13 protein-coding genes are annotated in these 18,448 nt (G+C 44.7%); 2 read left to right on the forward strand and 11 right to left on the reverse strand.

Annotated features, from left to right (window positions below; genetic code table 11):
- The first annotated feature begins 26 nt into the window (after window positions 1-26).
- The gene (locus tag AC5590_RS27555) at window positions 27-1,091 is read left to right on the forward strand and encodes an RNA-guided endonuclease InsQ/TnpB family protein (RefSeq protein WP_370460806.1); all 1,065 of its coding nucleotides are present in this window, start codon (window positions 27-29) and stop codon (window positions 1,089-1,091) included.
- Between the two features lie 11 nt (window positions 1,092-1,102).
- On the opposite strand, the gene AC5590_RS27560 is transcribed toward AC5590_RS27555, so the two are convergent.
- The 11 genes from AC5590_RS27560 to AC5590_RS27610 all read right to left on the reverse strand — a co-directional run bounded on the left by AC5590_RS27560 (window position 1,103) and on the right by AC5590_RS27610 (window position 15,800).
- Window positions 1,103-2,356 carry an efflux RND transporter periplasmic adaptor subunit gene (locus tag AC5590_RS27560; RefSeq protein WP_211178563.1) on the reverse strand — a complete coding sequence of 418 codons (1,254 nt, stop codon included), beginning with the start codon at window positions 2,354-2,356 and terminating at the stop codon, window positions 1,103-1,105.
- A gap of 384 nt (window positions 2,357-2,740) precedes the next feature.
- Window positions 2,741-3,973, reverse strand: a complete 1,233-nt coding sequence (locus AC5590_RS27565; protein WP_169266519.1) for a hypothetical protein — start codon at window positions 3,971-3,973, stop codon at window positions 2,741-2,743.
- Window positions 3,970-5,175, reverse strand: coding sequence for a glycosyltransferase family 2 protein (locus AC5590_RS27570; RefSeq protein WP_169266520.1), 1,206 nt, complete (start codon window positions 5,173-5,175; stop codon window positions 3,970-3,972). The genes AC5590_RS27565 and AC5590_RS27570 overlap by 4 nt, the downstream gene beginning before the upstream one ends.
- A 12-nt stretch (window positions 5,176-5,187) precedes the next feature.
- On the reverse strand, window positions 5,188-6,375 hold the full coding sequence (locus tag AC5590_RS27575) for a glycosyltransferase family 1 protein (protein WP_169266521.1): 1,188 nt from the start codon (window positions 6,373-6,375) through the stop codon (window positions 5,188-5,190).
- 198 nt (window positions 6,376-6,573) lie between these two features.
- Window positions 6,574-7,347: a polysaccharide deacetylase family protein gene (locus AC5590_RS27580; RefSeq protein WP_169266522.1), complete on the reverse strand. Its 774-nt coding sequence runs from the start codon at window positions 7,345-7,347 to the stop codon at window positions 6,574-6,576.
- A 137-nt stretch (window positions 7,348-7,484) separates the two neighbouring features.
- Window positions 7,485-8,618: a glycosyltransferase gene (locus AC5590_RS27585; RefSeq protein WP_169266523.1), complete on the reverse strand. Its 1,134-nt coding sequence runs from the start codon at window positions 8,616-8,618 to the stop codon at window positions 7,485-7,487.
- On the reverse strand, window positions 8,615-10,432 hold the full coding sequence (locus AC5590_RS27590) for an ABC transporter ATP-binding protein (RefSeq protein WP_169266524.1): 1,818 nt from the start codon (window positions 10,430-10,432) through the stop codon (window positions 8,615-8,617). The genes AC5590_RS27585 and AC5590_RS27590 overlap by 4 nt, the downstream gene beginning before the upstream one ends.
- Window positions 10,429-11,013, reverse strand: a complete 585-nt coding sequence (locus AC5590_RS27595) for a hypothetical protein (RefSeq protein WP_169266525.1) — start codon at window positions 11,011-11,013, stop codon at window positions 10,429-10,431. Before AC5590_RS27595 ends, AC5590_RS27590 begins: the two co-directional genes overlap by 4 nt.
- A 54-nt stretch (window positions 11,014-11,067) precedes the next feature.
- On the reverse strand, window positions 11,068-13,116 hold the full coding sequence (locus AC5590_RS27600; protein WP_169266526.1) for a glycosyltransferase: 2,049 nt from the start codon (window positions 13,114-13,116) through the stop codon (window positions 11,068-11,070).
- A 6-nt stretch (window positions 13,117-13,122) separates the two neighbouring features.
- Window positions 13,123-13,278 (reverse strand): hypothetical protein, encoded by a 156-nt coding sequence (locus tag AC5590_RS27605; protein ID WP_169266527.1) that lies wholly within the window; start codon window positions 13,276-13,278, stop codon window positions 13,123-13,125.
- Window positions 13,279-13,424: 146 nt separating this feature from the next.
- Entirely contained in the window at window positions 13,425-15,800 is a 2,376-nt protein-coding gene (locus AC5590_RS27610; protein WP_169266528.1) for an NACHT domain-containing protein, read from the reverse strand.
- 1,364 nt (window positions 15,801-17,164) lie between these two features.
- Between AC5590_RS27610 and AC5590_RS27615 the strand changes: the two genes are divergently transcribed.
- A complete protein-coding gene (locus AC5590_RS27615) occupies window positions 17,165-18,445 on the forward strand; it encodes a class I SAM-dependent methyltransferase (protein ID WP_169266529.1) in 1,281 nt (426 codons plus the stop codon).
- Window positions 18,446-18,448 lie beyond the last annotated feature (3 nt).

Below are 18,448 nucleotides of genomic sequence, written 5' to 3' on the forward strand. Positions count from 1 at the left end.
AATTACTCATTCTCCCACAGTAATACCTGGTTAACTTACGCCGTGCTGTACTAGGCAATCGCCCAAGATTCAAGTCAATCAGGCACTATTCGGCTTGGACTTACCCAGACGGTGCAGGATTCAAAGTTGAGTCCAATGGTGAAGACGGGTATTTGAATCTGTCAAAAATCGGTCGGGTTCAGATGCGCGGCAAAGCCAAGTACTGGGGCAAGCCGACAACTTGCACGATTGTTTACCGCAATCGTAAGTGGTACGCATCTATCACTGTTGATGTTCCAGATCAAGCGTTAAAGCTTGAGGCCTTGCCATCTGGTGCAGTTGGTATTGACTTGGGTTGTAAATCAGCACTGTCAATCACTGACGGAGAAAACCATCAACAAATTGACGCTCCAAAGTTCTTGAGGAACGCGGAACGTCAGATCAAGAAAGCATCTATTGAGAAAAGACGGAAACGAGCACCAAATAGAAAGAAAAAAATCAAAGCTTCTAGAAGATGGAAGAAAGCCCAATCAAAAGTCAGCAAACTTACTCGAAAAGTTGGCTTACAGCGTCAAAATTGGGTTCATCAAGTTGCAGCAGAAATAGTAAGCAGTAATAGCTTCGTTGCAACCGAAAAACTAGAAGTCAAAAATATGACTAGTAAAGCAAAAAAGGCTAAACGTAGGAAGCAAAAAGCTGGGTTAAACAAATCCATTCTTGATGTAGGGTTTGGAATGCTTCGTAGTACTATAAAGTACAAAGTAGAACAAGTCGGTGGCGTGTTCATCGAAGTCCCCACCAAGAAAGTAAAACCCAGCCAAACCTGTCCCAAATGTGGGCATCAACACAAGAAAACGCTCGATGTCAGAGTGCACGAGTGCAGATCTTGTGGATATGTGCAAGACAGGGATATAGCTGCAGCCGAGGTCATGCTTTACTGGGCAAGAGGAAATCTGACGGGGCTTGGAACGAACCTCGCAGACGCTGATGCGGCTAGCTCTACTTCACGCACCACCAAAAAGGCTGGAAGCATGAAGCAACTAGGGCAAACGAAACGTCAAAAATCTGGATCTACTGGTTTGGGTGCAGAAACCCAGACCTCAACGAAGTAGGTCTGGGTAGTTCATTCTTGAGTTCCCTCAGAAGGGGTAACTGGTGTTCCTGGCTTGAGTTGCGACTGGGCAGGCGGCACTATAATCTGTTCGCCAGCACGCAAACCAGAGGTCACTTCTACGGTTACTAACCCCTCCAATCCCAGGTTGATGGTTCGTTTCTGGGCTTTATTTTGACTATCCCGAACCCAGACAAAGGGCTGTGCTTCAGAGCGTTGAATCGCTTCTGTACTCAAAACGACTACGTTTTGTCGTTGTTCTAAAACAACCTCAACATTCACCCGGCTACCAGGGAGCAATTTGCTAGTAGGGGTATCAAGCAGCACCGTTGCAGGCACCACCGATTGAGTTGATTGGTTTTGGCTGCCGCCCTCCTGTTTCTGAGTTTCTTCAGGTGTGAGTGCTTGAGGATACAAACTTTGCACACGTCCGGTGAACTTCTGTGCTGATGGTCCGATCGCATTCACGCGGGCAACTTGGTTCACCCGGACTCGGGCTGCGTTGAGGGTGGAAAGCTGAAGCTTGACCAGTACTTCCTTAAGGTCGCCTAAAGTGAGCAAGTTAGTGCGGAACTGAACCCCATCACCATCCTTGACATAAACACCCAAAACTGCACTATCAAACGGCGCACTCACAATGGTATCTTTGAGTTGCTGCTGAATGCGTTGGCGCTCCAGTTCCAGACTCTCAAGCTTGAGAGCGCTGATACGTGCCTCTGCCTGAGCATCTCGCACTTTTGCCTGGTCTGCACGCACTGTGTCTTCCTGCTTTTGAACTTGTTGTTGAGCAACAGCTCCCACTTTGGCCAGGGATGAAAGTTTGCTGAGTTCCCGCTGTTCGGCTGTGAGTTGCTGCTGGGCTTCGACAATTTTCTCACGATTGCGTACCACGGTAAATTCCTGTTCCCGAATCTCCAATTCATGCTTGGCAATGGCAACTTTTCGCTCAGGATAACGCAACGTGAGTAGCACTTGACCAGACCTTACTTTCTGCCCTGGCTTTACCAATACCCGTTCCACTGCACCATCGGTTGGGGACTTGACTACCCTCTGTTCGCGTAGTTCAACAGTACCGCTCTCATTGATTGCGGTTTCAACATTGCCTCGCTCCACCGTGACCAAGCTTACTGCGACTGCTTCGGGAGGTCGATTCACAACTAGGAAGTAGGTTAAATAGCCGCCAGCGCTGAGCGCCGCTAGAACCCCTGACCACGCTAGCCATTGAATTCCAGTTTTAAATTTCTTTTTTTGGTAGTGCCCCATCATAAAAACCTCACAGGTGATGGCTATTGATTTGGGGAGATTCTTGACCAACAAAGAACTCAGGAGTCAGAACTCACAAGTCAGAATGTTAAACCCGTTTTCTCCTTGCTGAATTAAGAGTTCTGGTTCGGTGAGAACTGGTTCCAAGCCCCAGAATTGATTCGTGGAAAAAAAGAAAGTCTTCCGCGTTCAAATCCCCACGGATAAAATCCTGGGGATATTCTGTAACTATCGTTCTGTCTTCTGTGTTCTTCTTAAGCACCCGCAGCTTGAAGCCGTTTTTTTGGCAGTATAAGATTTTGTATGCTTTATGCCATCATATAGGATTCTTATTTGATTTTTAAACAGAACTCAGTACAGTTTTTATTAAGCCTTAAGAATTAAAAGTTAACTGCTCGGGTGGTTCCTGCTTTCTGCTGTAGAATTCATTATGCATTCAATCAGACGAGATAGAGTTTTACGGGCGTCAAAATACTCTTCGGCAATGGCTCGGGCGGCTTTGCAGTGGAACTCGTAGCGGCTGTTAATCTCTTCAATTGAGGCGATCGCCTCCTCCAAGTTACGAAATGCCATCACTCCTTCTCCTGTTGGTAGCCAATCGGAAAAGCCTGTCTCTTCAACCACCACAGGACGACCGCTGGCAAGATAAGAAGCGCTGCGATCATAAAACAAACCACAGTTGCTAATCACAAAGGCGTGCTTAGCTACACTAAATTCTGCCTTGGATTGCTGAATGTATTGTTGATAAGTCCAAGGAGTCTGAGTTGGTGGTTCTCGTAACTCCCAGCCTTTGCTTGCAAGCAAGTTGCTGGGTGTCTTAGCTCCACTCACTGCTAACTCCAAAATAGATCCTACCCGCTCTGGTAAATTGATATAGGAAGCGAATGAGTCTGCCTTTAAGCCGTAGGAGATACCATTGTATTCTCGTGCTGGGTAACTTTCCCATTGCATAACCGTTGTAAATTTGCCTTGGGAATCAGACACAAAAGGTGTGACTGGCCAAGCATCTAGAACTATTGGTACACGCGTGGGTTGCCAGGGAAACCCATCGTCGGGAATAGAACATTGGGCAAGACCGATGTTTTCTGAACAAGAGAAGAAAGCTGTATGTTGACAAGCTTGCTTGCGGGCGACTGGATCGGTTATGTGCCGAATTTGAGTAAAAACCGAATCTCCCTCAATCAAAGCACGCTCAGGAATCTGTTCCCACCAAGAACGCACAGGATTAACTCCATTGATGTTCAACAGCAAATCGGCTGTTGCACAAATTTCCCCGATTCGGTCAGCACATGATCCTAGCCAGGAGTTTGTATGGGCGTCGTAATAAGCCCAGCGATCGCCCAGTCCAACTTGCTCAAAAATGCTGTTGGCAAACTGTAAGCCATAGGTAGGGTCAGTATCCGTAAGCCCCCGAACCGGGTCGTAGCAAGAGGGATAATCATCACTATCCTCAATAAAGTACACCTCATGACCCAGACTTGCCAAACCCATAATGTATTGCAGAGGATGCCAAGCCATACCGCCTAAAGGTCCGCGCACAATATAGCCGAGGACGACGATCCGCAGACGGCTGACTGAATCGACGTTTTTCTGTAACAAGTGTGGTAAAGTCTGTTTCATGACTGGAGGTCGAATACGACGAGACGGCTATTCTTAAACACACGAGGGTAGCGAGAGCGTAGGTGACGGTAGAATCCAGAGTAGTAATCAAACCACCAGAAGGATGGCCACCCAAAGACAATAAACTTCACTCCCTTTTGTTCCCACCGTTCAACTTCCTCGATAGCGGTTGTGTCATCTTCTGGTGGTCCCCAATACAGCCCATCTTTTTCTACAAAGGGAATAGCACGTCCACCAGCGATCGCCTCATATTGCCACTGACCATCATCAACCAGGATAAAGCTTTCATCAGGTGGTATCAGCTTCGCGACTTCCTGAGTTGCAAATTGCAATCGTTCTTCCCAGGTATGCTGCATATATGGCAAAGCCAAGTGTGCAAATTCGCTTTGTCGGGCGTTAAGGGCGAGGAGGCGTTCTGCTAACCATTTGCGATATTCTGGATCTGCGGCGCGATCGCTCTCTAACAGGTAACTCACACCGTCAATTATCTCAGCCATCACCCCAACCGGTCCATTGCGGTCATAGCGCCAGTCAGTTTCTGTGATCTGTCCTGGGTGCAGACGGACGTGGACAAGTTCCTTCCGCAAGAACAGGATATCGAAGCGTGCAGTCATGCGGTAAACCATCGTCAAGTCGAATGTATGCTTGGTGTGGGGGCTGTCGAACGATCCAACAACTGCCAGCGCTGACTTCCGTAGAAAAATACTTGAGGTATAAACAGGACAACCCTGCCAGGAGACAGTCTGTTCCAGAAAATCTAGACCGTTGATCACACCATCTGCTATCTTTTTTGTCTCTTGAAAGTGTAATAAATTACCATCAATATCAATGAACCGGACTAAGGCGAACGAGAACGCGACTTGCGGATGCTCATCCAACGCCTGGACAGATTCGCTAATCAATCCTGGGAGCATCAAATCATCATCGCTCAAAATTGTTAAGTAAGGGCTGGTGTTGAGTTCGATCGCGCGGTTCCAGTTACCCAGCACACCAATATTAGTCTGATTGCGGATGTAAGTGATTCGTTCATCCTGCTGGGCGAACGAGCGCACAACTGCTTCTGTGTCGTCATCCGAGGCATTGTCCAAGACTAAAACCTGAAAATCTGGATAATCCTGTGCCAAAACACTCTCAAGACTAAATTTGAGTAAGGAGGCTCGATTGTAAGTAGGAATTGCTACAGTTACTCTTGTTTCAGACATGACCTAAAATCCCTAATGATTTACTTTCTCTATAAAATTTCTCAGTACTTTTTCTGAATCGAAATATTCATACGCAATATCACGTGCTGTTTTTGCATGCAATGTATAGTTTGCTTCAACATTATAAATAGCAGCAACAGCTTCCTCCTGCGTTTTGAAGGTTAAAAGACCTTCTCCCACTGGAAAGACCTCCGTAAAGCCAGTATCCTGAACAACAACAGGACGAGCACCAGCCAAGTAGCAAGCGGAACGGCAACTAAACCAACCACTAGACATTGCGACGTAAACGTGCTTAGCAGACGAAAGCTCACCGCGTGAGTTGGCGATAAACTTCTGATAACTTTCCGGTGTTAAAGTGACGGTTGGTCCATCCACCACATTCCACCCTGCGTTTGCTAACCGCGCCAGTGGAGCATTCACACCACCTACAGCTACTTTGAGCGGTACACTCGTGTGTTGGGGCAATGAAAGCACTTTCTCAAACTCACTTCCTTTGCTCTTATACTCCACACCCTTGTAAACCAGCTTTCCCTTGAACGCGTTCCAAGTCATGACTGTTGTCCACGCTTCCATCTGAGGCGGTTCCACTCGTGCGACTTGCTCCCACAAATCCATGACAACTGGCATCCGCGTCGTCTTCCACTCAAAATCTACCTTTGGAATGATGCATTTTGTGCTGTAGATGTTTTCTGCGTAGGTGAAGTGTTGATCGTGGGCAGCCACCTGAGTACACCACCGCTCTACGTTCTCTGACCAGTCGAAGCGCTCGCTGAGCATAAGCTGGTTATAGCCTGGATCTGTGTCGAGGAAGATTTTTACACAGCGCGATGAGAGGTTGTCAGGAATTATGCAGGCTCCACTGACATTTAAAAAGACATCAGCGGTTCGTGCAACTTCGTCGAATTCTGCCTGATTCATTCCAAAGCTGGTTGAGTGCAGGTGGAGGTAATGCCACCGTTCAAGCAGTTCTGGCGCGTAGTGGTTGAAAAAATCCCTAATGTACTGTGCTGAGTAGTTGCCTTCGGAGGTATAAGTTTTGTTGAGCGGATGGTATGGCCAGCTCCACGTGTCTTCGTGATAATAGACATCGTGTCCCAACTGTGCCAGACCGATGACGTACTGTAGATAATCCCAAGCTACTCCGCCGACTGGGTATAAGCCGACGAGTCCTGTGACGATGATCCGAAGTTTTGAAGACATTGGTGGCTGATTGGAAAATGGGAGTGATATTGTTTCTGGTTTATTCTGAAGAATTAAAAAACCGCAGAGGCGCAGAGGAGCCAGTGCGTTGGGCGGGTTTCCCGACTTGAAGCACCTGGCGTGACGCAGAGGAAGAGAGGGAGTGAGGGAGAAATATTTTTCTGCTCACAAGTGTATGTGGTTGGTGAGGGTTAGTACTTATGATTGGAAAACAACAGAGGGAACTGCTTCTGGGTTTAAGATTGCTTGCAAATCAGTATCTGGTCCCATGGCTAAGCGTGGTAAACGATATGGATTGGCGCTCGCCTCGGCTACAGAAACAGGATCACCGCCATAGAGGCAGGCTGCTTGATATCCAACTCGTTGCAGGACTTTTTTGATGGTTTGGGGGTCTTGTCCATCATCTCCATAGGGGTAACAAAAGATATCGACGGGCTTTTTCAGCCCAGCTTCTAGGGTAGCTTTGGAGCGGGACAGTTCTTCTTCTTGTTCGGCAAGGGATAGGTAGGAAAATGCCCGATGTGTGACTCCATGAGGTTGGACGGAAACGTTAGAACGTTCTAGTTGACGCAGTTCATCCCAAGTACAGATTGGTTCTTCGGGTTCACAGTCGGTATCGAAAGAGTTATGTTTTCCAATGAAGTCAGTTGGTACGAAGATGACGCTGGGATATGCAAATTTGAGCAACAAGGGAACTGCAGTCGTTAGCATCGACTGATAGCCGTCATCAAAGGTTAGTAGCGCAGAGCGTTTGGGTAAGATTTCTGGTGTAGTCAGACCTTGCAGGAAGGTTGCTAGGTCGATAACTTGCCAGTTATTTTTCTGGAGGTAGGTTAAGTGGTCAACAAATGTTGTTTCTGGTATGTAGAACCATGACTCCCAACCATTGGGAGGCGGCTCACCAATCTTGTGAAAACTTAAAATTGCTATGGTGCGATCGCTTGTTTGGTTAGTGCTTGCGGAATATTCCACGGCTCACCTCATACTGTATAACTTTAGACTTAACTTTGTGAAAAAATACTTATAAATTGATAAAAAACCGCCAAGACGCCAAGAACGCCAAGAAAAAAAGAACAAACTTAAAATGCTTTTTATTACACATGAAATTTTTATAAAAATACCTTTTCCAGTAAATGTTTAGTCACTTTCTGGGCGTCAAAATATTTTTCTGCGAGTGCACGAGCTAAATGGCATTGTTGTTCATAATCAGCGGCTATCTTTTCTAAGCAGCGGGTTGCTTGCTCCAAATTGTTGAAGCGAAAGAGTCCGGCGGAATCTGGAAGAAACTGGCTTGGACCTGTGTTCTGAACGATGGCGGGCTTACCACTGGCTAGATAGCAGATGGTGCGATCGCTAATCCAAGCGTTTTGCAACCGAATACAGGATGGTTTGACACAGCTAAATTCGCCTCGGGAGTTCTGAATGTAATGCTGGTAGTCCTGGGGTGTGGATGAAATTTCTAGGGAGTGACGGATACGCCAACCTTTTTCCTGTAGCGTTATTACCTCGTTTTGTTCGTTATCTCCTAGGCAAAGCGCTAATTCTAGCGCCTGGTTTGTCTGTTGTGGTAAGTCAAAATATGGCAGGAAGCCAGTTCGTTTATCGTTGGTGTAAACCTCACCTTTGTCTTCCATCCATTCGTCACCACTCCAGTGTGAAACAGTGGTAAAGGGTGCATCTGCAGTTGTTGGGTGCGGTGTCCACCAATTTAGTGCCACGCATGGGGGCGTATAATGCCACTCCAGTCCTAAGTCTGGAATCTGAGTGCCTGGTTTACCAACCGTTTCGCCGATAGTGAAGTATATGTCATGGGGCGCGACTTCTAGAGTTCTGGCGCTGATCCAGGTTTGCAACAGACCAGGATCGATATCTAGTAAGACGGATCGTCGGAAGCGCTTGACGACATCGGAGGGCATACCGTATCTCATGTTCAGCAGTAAATCTGCCTCAGTTGCTGCTTCGAGATCTAAGCAATCACTTTGTACAGTTTCAGGTAACGGCTGATCATCAGCACAGCAAAGCGCTACCGATTCTGCTAAGCCGTATGGCTCTAAGTTATGTTTTAAAGCAGTTACCAACGCTTGCACCTCTGGTGCGCTTGTCCAAGGGAAAACTGCTTCCAGCCAAATCACTTGACAACCAAGGGCGCGTAGTCCTAAAGCCCAGTTGAGATAGACCCACAGGTGACCGCCACCTGTAGGATAGTAGAGGGTTTTGGCGTAGAGGCAGACTTTGACGCTCATATAAGCTCCTCTAAATCCTCGTTAATGTTAGTGTTGTGTTCACCAAGTGCAAGCCGATTTTTAATTGCGTTTGACACGTCTTTAGTCACACTAACGATTTGTCCATTCTCAAGTTCTAAGAGCATGTCGCAGTTTTCCAGTGTGGTTAAGCGGTGAGCAATCATAAAGGTGGTGCGCTTGTGCATAAGGCGTTCCATCGCTTCCATGATTGCGGCTTCGGTTTTTGTGTCCACTGAACTGGTGGGTTCATCAAGAATCAGGATGGGGGCATTCTTCAGGAAGGCGCGGGCTAATGAGATGCGTTGACGTTCTCCACCTGAAAGGGACATACCCCTTTCTCCGACTTGAGTTTCGTAGCCTTGGGGTAGTTTTGAGATAAAATCATGGGCGTTAGCGGCTCTTGCTGCTGCTATAATCTCTTGATTGCTGGCTTCGGGGCGGGCATAGGCGATGTTCTCAATAATTGTGGTCGAGAAGAGTACAGGTTCTTGAAGGACGATCGCAAACTGATTGCGTAAATCAGCTAGTTTGTAGTCACGCAAATCTACGCCATCAAGCAGAATCTCACCGCTGGTGGGGTCAAAGAAACGCATTAACAAGTTGACCAGAGTTGTCTTACCTGCGCCTGTTCTGCCGACAATACCTAAGCGCGTTCCTGCTGGAATCTCAAGGGAGATGTTATCTAGAACTGGTTGGTTATTATTGAAACCAAAGCAGACGTTACGGTAGACCACAGTTCCCCGGGCGCGAGAAAGTGGTTTGGCATTGTTGCGTTCAAGGACATCTAGTGGTTCATCAAGTAGTGATAAAGCTCTTTCTGCACTAGCGAGTGAACGTTGCAGTCCTGTCACTTGATTGCCGAGAGCTTGTAGCGGTCCGTATAATTGTGCAATATAGGAATTTACTAACAATAATTGCCCTAAGGTCAAAATTCCTGTTTGAACATGTCGTACACCCATGAAAAGAACGACAGCTGTTCCCAAAGCAATGCTCAAGTTCACAACGGAGCTAACAAGATTCTGAATCAAGGTAACGCGGATAAGTGCCCAAACTGCTTTTTTGGAGTGGCGCAAGTAACGATCCCTTTCGTACTCCTCTCTGCCAAATGCTTTGACAACACGGAGTGTTCCCAGCACCTCCTGCATGACCGACATGGCTGTGCTTGCCATGTGTTCATGCTCTAGCCATTTGCTGCGCAGACGACCACTATAAGTTTTTGTGACAAAAAACAGAATAGGTGAAACAGCGAGTGCAATCACTGCTAGTTCCCAGTCAATCAGCACAGTCACATAGACCATTCCGATGAGGGTAAAACCCGTGATTAATAAGGGTATAATGCCCTCAACTGTGATCCATTCAATGGCAGGGGCATCGTATTGAATGCGGTATACAGAGTCGGAGGTTCCTCTGGTATCGTGGTAAGAAAGTGAGACGCCCTGAGCGTGATGAAACAGGCGAGAGCGAAAATCCAGAATCATTTTTTCGCCTGTGTACGCTCGCAGCAATGAACTGCCAATTCCCAAAAGCGGACGTACCAAGGCAATCAGTACCACGAGGCTGACAGCAAATACAAGCAAATTTGTCTTGGAACTTTTGATGACCTCTGGCAGCAACGCTTCAAAGAATTTAGGCAGCGGTTGGGAGCCAAGGACATTGTCAACAGCGATCTGCAACGGCAGAGGCGTCAGCAGAAACAAGGGAGTTGACACCAAATCAAGCAGGAAAGTACCTACAATTTGCGACCAGTACGGTTTTGCCTGGAGTAGCAACCGTCGATGGATATTCAAATCAATAGTGGACTTTGCGGTAGTCATTGTGGCTGTAAGGTTCGCACGACAGAGTGAGTGCTTTTTGCGTGTATTGGCTGGAGATGAAGTTTTTTGGCGACAATCTCTAGCACCTGGTAGAGAGTACGCCCCAAACGGAAGTTCTGATATAAGATAATGGCGCTATTGAATACACCAAGTAAAAATATAACTAAACCTATTTCTGGCATTCCGAGAACGATTGCCACGATTGTGTAAAGAAAATATCCAATTATGGCCATGGTGGCAAACTGTGACATCCTTGGTGCACAACGCACCCTCAGCACTCTCTTGTTGCCGCCGTGGTTTTCAGTGCACACTTTAACTTGAATTTTTGACCAGATCCCCCGATAAATCTCCAAATCCCAGTTGCTCCAGCCTTGATCGACAGTGATGAAATACTTGTAGGAGAGCAGGAAATCCATAACCTCTTGAAGAAGGTTCTCCTTCTCCAATCCTTCGTCTGTCCAGTAGGACAACTCATAGGCACAAGCGCGCCAAGAAATATGTATTCTGTGCGTTGATTGAACAAATTTTACCAACCCCTGCTGAGTGAGCTTTTGAGTTTTTTGATTAGAAACTGCTTCCATATCCAACACCACTGCATTACCTGATGTATTAGATTCAAATCCAAATCGCTATATTTACGGTCTATCAAACTTTATCGGTTCCGCTTTGGTGAGTTGCTTAATACGCCAGCGGTAGCGCTCTACACTACGTACAAGAGGACCTAAGTAGATTAACAGAGCAACAAGTAGGCGTGCCCTAGCTCCGTGAAAACGCGAGTCAATCCGTGCCTGTAGGGCACCAGCTATACACCAGACACAGGAGATCAAGAACATTGCTGCACCTACCCAGGGGCGATCACCAGACAACAGTGCAGACACAAACACGATCAAAGCCACCACATTCCACTCCAGTGTCAGAGGGAGGTAAGAAATGAGGGAGGAGGAAGGCTCATACAGTGTTTGAAATAAACCGCGACCAAAGACACCAGAGTAAATACTTGGTTGCCCAAAACGAAGAAATGCAGATAAATCTCCGTAGATTCTCCCAGCCCAGCTAGGCTGTCCAAAAAGGTTAAAGCGGTTGGGATGCTTAAAATAAACCAGCGCCTCTGCCTTACCATAGCCTCGCTGCTGCTTAAGATACGCATCTACCGTGTTACGGCGAAAGTGCCATACTATTGCAGCTGGGCTGAAGCCAATCGCGTAACCTTTGTCTTGCAATCGCCAGCATATATCAACATCGTCACCTGCAGCACGATACTGCCGGTCGAAGCCGTCAATTTCCTGTAGAACCTCCCGACGAAAAGCCATGTTGCAGCCAGCAATATGTTCGGCTATCTCATCGCTCAAAAGTACGTGGGTGGGTACACCCGGAGACACAGCAACGCAGGCTGGGACAAGAGAGTCCTCAGGGGGAGATAAGTTTGGACCACCAACTGCTGCCAAACCTGAGGAGAGAAACTTTGCCACCAGATAAGTGAGCCAATCTGGATCTGCCATACAGTCAGAATCGGTAAAGGCAATAATTTCGCCTGTTGCAGCGGCGATACCAACGTTGCGTGCGGCGCTTAGTCCCTTATTTTCCTGGCTAATCAGGCGGACGTAGTCGTAGCGCTGTGTAATCTCTAAGGTCTGATCAGTCGAGCCATCATTGACGACGATGACCTCATAATTGGGGTAGTTGAGTTCTTTGAGAGAAGCTAAACAACTGTCCATAGTGCGCTCACCATTGTAAGCGCAGACAACCACTGAGACTTTAGGATACTCGGGTTGCACTGGTGGCAGAGCTGCTGTGTAATACTGCTGCACCGTATCGAACGCAGGCTTCTTGAGTCGTTCGGCGTCAACCAAACCAAAAGCCCAGTCCTGAATTGCATATCCGCCAGTAAACCACTCATCAGTCCAAGAAAAGACTATCGTCCCTGCGGCTCCCATATAAAAACTTGATGACAACTTCTGGGAGAGAATCTCAGCTTGGGCTTGGTTTCCCTCACGCATAGAGTCAACGCCGAACTCACTTAACACCAAAGGTTTATCTTCGGCTAAGTTATGGAGTCGGCTGAGATAACGACGAAAATCTTTTTCCTGATGTAGGTAGACATTAAAGCATACAAAGTCAGTAAAGTCAATATTTAAATACTCAGTGCAGGGGTAATTGGCATAGCTAACCAGACCTTGTGAATGGTTGTCTTTTGCTACTGCCATTAACTCTTTGACAAAAGCACGAACCTGTTTTTGACCATGCCACCGCACAACATCTGGAGGAATTTCATTGCCCACCAAATAGGCAAAGGTAGCGGGATGATCGCGGCAGGCTTTAACTCCTTGAGCAATGCAGTTACGGATTTCTGCTTTGACAGCAGAGGAGTCAAGGAAGGCGACATGCTGAGTCCAGGGTATGCCGACGAGCAGTACTAGACCATGAGCAGCAGCGAGATCCAAAAGCCAATCAGGTGGAACAGTATAGACCCGTAGACAGTTAGCCCCTAGCTGTGCCATCATGGCAAAGTCTATCTCCACAACAGGTTTTTCTGGAAAGGGGTGACCATGCGTGCCGGTGGAGAACGGACCGTAACTAACCCCTTTGATGAAAATCTTTTGATCTCCAAGAAAGAAAAACTTACCCTTGACTGTAATCGCCTTCTTATTTGCAACCAGTTCAGAACTGAAGCTAGAAGATGGCAAAGTTAACTATTGCAAACGACCTCCCAAGTTAGTCCAAATTTTGTAGCCTTCTTGCCCAAACGCCAGGTTAGTTTGCTCAACCAAAACCAGTTTTGTTTTGCCAGTTTTTCGAGTAGGACAGGCTGACGTGAGAAAACCCGCCAACTGCTCTTTGCGATGCACCCGCAGGGCACCCCTGTGTTGGTAACACTGTAGTTTGTTTGTATTTATTTACCAGAAAACAGTTTCCAGCTGTCTTGTTTGCGATCGCGTCCAAGAAAACGTTTGACTTAACGTATAACTTTGGTCTGTTTCTGTTTCGAGTTCGCTCAAGCACCGTACTGATAAACATCAGCACATTTATAATCTTCTAATACATAAGTGGATGTTCTGCTGACAGGTAACAACAAGGTTTCCAAAATTTCCTCTCGCACGAAGGTTGTGACTTCACAACTGCTCTTGAGGCAATCTACTAGTAATTGGTTGGCAGCATAATACTGCTTGAGCACTTTCTTCTGCTGCTCGCTGAACTGCCACTGGTGACCAATATTACAATTTCTCAGCATTACAAACCTCAATTTTTTCGCCCAAGTCTGACTACCATTAGCGTTCCACCATTCTTTTAACCTCTGTGTGCCTTTGTCTGGCATAGGTAATTCTTCTTTGAGTTGTTGCAGCGATCGCTGCAATTCAGGCTTACTGACAAGAGTTTGCTCATCTGGAAGAGCAAAGTTGAGGGCGAAAACTCTTTCCAGAGGCGAATTGCAAGGTAAAGTCTGGCTTAGGGATAGTGCACGGCTAAGAGCGAGATCTATGGCTAAATCCGGGGCAAGATGATTAGCAACGCTCGGATCGATGGCAAGGGAGAAAGCTAGATTATCGCTCAGTGTTAAATCTTCAACAAGGACTAGTGACAAGTAAAAGGCACGAATAGCTGCAGATTTGTAAGGAGCTTTAACTGAAAGGGACTTCTGGTTAAGCCAGATAAAAAATTCCTGCAATTGCTCATCAAAACCCACAAGTCCATCAGCGTGTTGCTTGATTAACTCAAGGAATTCTGTGGCATCTCTTAACATACCAGCCGTAAGTAAAAAGATTTTATGCCAACGGGGATCATGCAGATGGTTAAGCAGCCAGAGCAATTTCTGTTCTACTATCTCTGGTTCAGAATGAGTAACAATATTTCTCGCTACTAAATACTCTTGAAAAGTTAGATGCGAGAACGAGTAAACTCCCTGCGCCCGCTGTACTAGTAGTCCATGTGCCTCAAACGATTTCAGTACTGTTTGACTACTGAGTTGCAGTACTTCCGACTTCACTTCATCAGTGAGTAACTTACTGAGGTAATCCGCGATATATTGCCGGACATTGCTTTTTGTAAAAAAGTAACGTTCTTGCTTAAAGGTTATAGCAGCAATTTCACTCAGCAGTTTGACTTTATGAGGTAAAGACAAATGACGACGAATTTTATCGCGTTTAATGTTTCTGGCTTCATCCCACCGATTGAGTAAAATGTGAAATCCTTGTTTGTAAAGTTCGACTCGTCTTGCGGGAAAGTCTGAACGAGCTTGAAACACACAACAAGCCAGATTCAGCAAAAGCGGCGTCACGGCTAGTTCTCGAATTTGCTGATTTTCCGATAACTGCAACTTTTGCATGAACTGACGAGCCTTGGCTTGTCCTTTTTCCCTGTCATTCCTGCTGATGTTGACAAACCACTTTTGGACAAAGGCTTCGATTTGGGATAAATCAAAATCGGCAATCTCAACTTCGGTGAATCCTTCAAATCGGTACTGATGGGCAGCAATTCGACAGGTGATAATAAACTGATTTTTGTAATACTCCTCAGATAACTTGCGAATTTTTTTGATGATTTGAGCGCTATCATCTTCTGGAACTTCATCCAAGCCATCCAGTAGAATCAACAGTCTACCCTGAGCGAGTAATGTTTGGATTTGCTGGTCGCAAATGTCGAAGTAGGCAAGCTCTTGAATGATATAGTTCAATAAACTAAAGTCGCCTATTTCTGTTGCATCTTCGGCAAAGTTTTTCAGCCGGATAAAAATCGGAACTTTATCTGATAGAAACTTGCCTTGATTACATTGTTGGGCAATATATTGTAAAAAGGTAGTTTTCCCAGAACCTGGTTTACCTAGTATCATCAGTTTGGGATAGGTTGCAACTGAAAGCATCGCGCTAACACGTTCTTGACAGACTTCACCTAAACCAAAGTAGTCGAATTCTTGAACCAAGTCTTGCAATTCAAAGATATCTAACCATCTTTGGCTTGTTATGCTATTGAGAATCGAAACATTGACATAAATGTCTTTTAGCTCAACTGGTTGGGCAATATCTAACAACCGCATAGTAGCGCATTGAGCTTGAATTTTCTCGATCCGGCGCGAGCGCACGACTTGCACTAAGGTATTGATATCCCAGCAGTCGTTCAAGGTTTGTTTGTTTTCCGTTGGTAAATTTTGAGTTGGTAGTTCAGCAATCTCTTGCCAATCTAAACCAAGTTGAAAGCAAATTTCCATGAAGTTTTGACGCTCAATCGGCTTACCTGTAAAAAACTTCCAAATTGGCTGCCGAGTTTCTAGCCCAACTTCACTTGCTAAATATTCCTGCGTCCATTCCCTAACTTGAAATGCCTTTTTGGCTTTTTGAATCCCTAAGATAGATGCTTTTAGTGAACGCCTTGCCATAAACTAAAAGTTAAACCTCCACGTACCATTAATATCAAGCACTCTTCACACTTTACATGTTGAAAAAAGTTTGATTATTAAAATTAAGTTTGATTGATTTGGAAAATCTGATAACTAATTTCTAAAGAAAACATCAATGCTTTGTCCTTTGGGAAGGCTGTGCCTGGGGTACCTCTGTACAAAAAACTATCAATACTGTTGAAGCATCTAGTTTTTTAAAGAAGTAGAATCACATCTTTAAAACGACTGTTCTGTGCAACATACAAAATATATCTAAGGATTTAAGATTGACTTTATAAATGAGGCATTTCATCGTTCGTCAGAACTCAAAGGGCAGAGGGGATTTATGTTTTATGATGTTTCTCAACAAAACTTTTGTTTTGCGTGCAAAAATAACGGACGCATTTTTTATGCTAAATGAAAAATTTTGTTTTGAGATGGACGAACACGTCTACCCTTGAGGTACACCCCCAGGACTTAGAAACAAAACACTTCCTGAAAAAACCCGATCTTTGTGGGTTTACCTTGCTTACCTACCAGAATACTTCTGGCTTTTGATCTGTTACTTATACATAGAATTGCCTCAATCAACTTACAAATTGTGGACATGAAAATCAAACAAACAGCAAATGCCTCTATAAAAGTAAATTTCCGTACAATCAACAATTTATATCAAATTTATGTCAAAAATCTTTGGAAAAGTTGAAGATATGTTAAATTCTTGAGCAAAAACCTAAAATTCAAATACTTTTAGATTTTCAACTAATCAAAAACTAAGAAAAGGGAGAAAAGCATAAATCTTGGAAATAAATTTATCAATATAATCAAAAATTAATTGCAAAAAGCACTTGCTTTTTTTTTAATTCTAAGGTCAAAAAGTAGCTTCAGTCAACATTCTTTTATTTTTTAATGCAAAAATAATATATTAATAAAAGTCAGTTACTTTGACCTCATTCAAAGGAAATATAAAAATTTTATTACCAAGTAAATACACACAACCTCGTTGGAGTCAAGAGATAAAAACAGTCAATAGTTATAATAAAACGGTTATAAAACTGATAATTGATGGCTAATAAACTGTTACTATTTAAATGACCTATAATTTTGAATACAGTATGCATTTAGTAAAGTTGCGTAAATACTGTGTAGTTTCTCGAACTCATACGTTAAGTCATACATTTTCTAGGACGCGATCGCAAACAGAGAAGGTCGACACTGTTATTACACAGACAATTGCCTTAGTACTACAGGGGATATTGCAAGCACCTCTTCGTGGAAGAGTGCCTCGTTACGAGGTAAAGTTTTGTAGTCAGTCAACAGAGGTAGTTTACATAACCTAGGTTTACCTATAAGATTTGAAATCAATGAGTAAAACAACTTTAAAGCCTTACGTACAGAAGAGTACAACCGTGAATCATTGCTACTGTCGAGCCTGTGGGTCAACATTAAAGCATACCTTTGTTGATTTGGGAATGTCACCGCTTTGTGAAAGCTATGTGACACCTGAACAGCTAAACCAAATGGAGCGTTTCTATCCGCTGCACGTGTATGTGTGCGATCGCTGTTTTTTGGTTCAACTTCAGGAATATGTCAGTCCGCAGGATATCTTCAGCGAGTATGCTTACTTTTCGTCTTACTCTGACTCCTGGCTAGAACACGCCAAGAATTATACTGAAAAAGTTATAGGTCGCTTTGGGTTGAATACTTCAAGTCAAGTGGTAGAAATAGCTAGTAACGATGGCTACTTATTGCAATACTTTGTATCAAGAGGAATACCTGTTCTAGGTATAGAACCAGCGGCTAATATTGCTCAGGTAGCTAAAACAAAAGGCATTTCCACAGTTGTAAAGTTTTTTGGAAAAAACACAGCAAGTGAATTGGCTGCTGTTGGTAAGCAAGCCGATTTATTAGCGGCTAACAATGTACTGGCTCACGTACCTGATATAAACGATTTTGTCGCAGGAGCTAAAATTTTACTCAAGCCGAAAGGTGTGATAACTATGGAGTTTCCTCACTTAATGCGACTGATTGAGGAAAACCAGTTTGACACCATCTATCACGAACACTTCTCTTACTTGTCGTTACTGACAGTTGAAAAGATTTTTGCAGAGCACGGTTTAGCTATCTTTGATGTGGAAGAACTGTCAACTCACGGTGGTTCTCTGAGAATTTATGCTTGTCATGCAGAAGATAATTCTAAATCAATTAGTCAGCAGGTGATAGAGCTAAGAGCTAGGGAAGAGACGGCTGGGTTTAACAACATAGAACACTATTTTTCATTCGCCAAGAAAGTTAAGGAAACCAAGTTCAAACTTTTGGAATTTTTAATTTCGGCAAAACGAAAAGGCAAATCAATTGCTGGTTATGGTGCTCCTGGTAAAGGTAACACCCTTTTGAACTATTGTGGAATCAGAGAAGATTTCATCGATTACACGGTAGATCGCAACCCATACAAACAAGGCAAATTCTTACCAGGAACTCATATACCCATCTTTCATCCAGACAAGATTCAAGAAACAAAGCCAGACTATCTGTTGATTCTACCTTGGAATCTAAAAAACGAGATCATGTCGCAGATGTCATTTGTACGTGATTGGGGTTGTCAATTTGTCGTGCCAATTCCGGAAGTCAATGTGTATCCTTGAGCC

The organism is Brasilonema octagenarum UFV-OR1, from assembly GCF_963888615.1.
GTDB classification, from domain to species: Bacteria; Cyanobacteriota; Cyanobacteriia; order Cyanobacteriales; family Nostocaceae; genus Brasilonema; species Brasilonema sennae.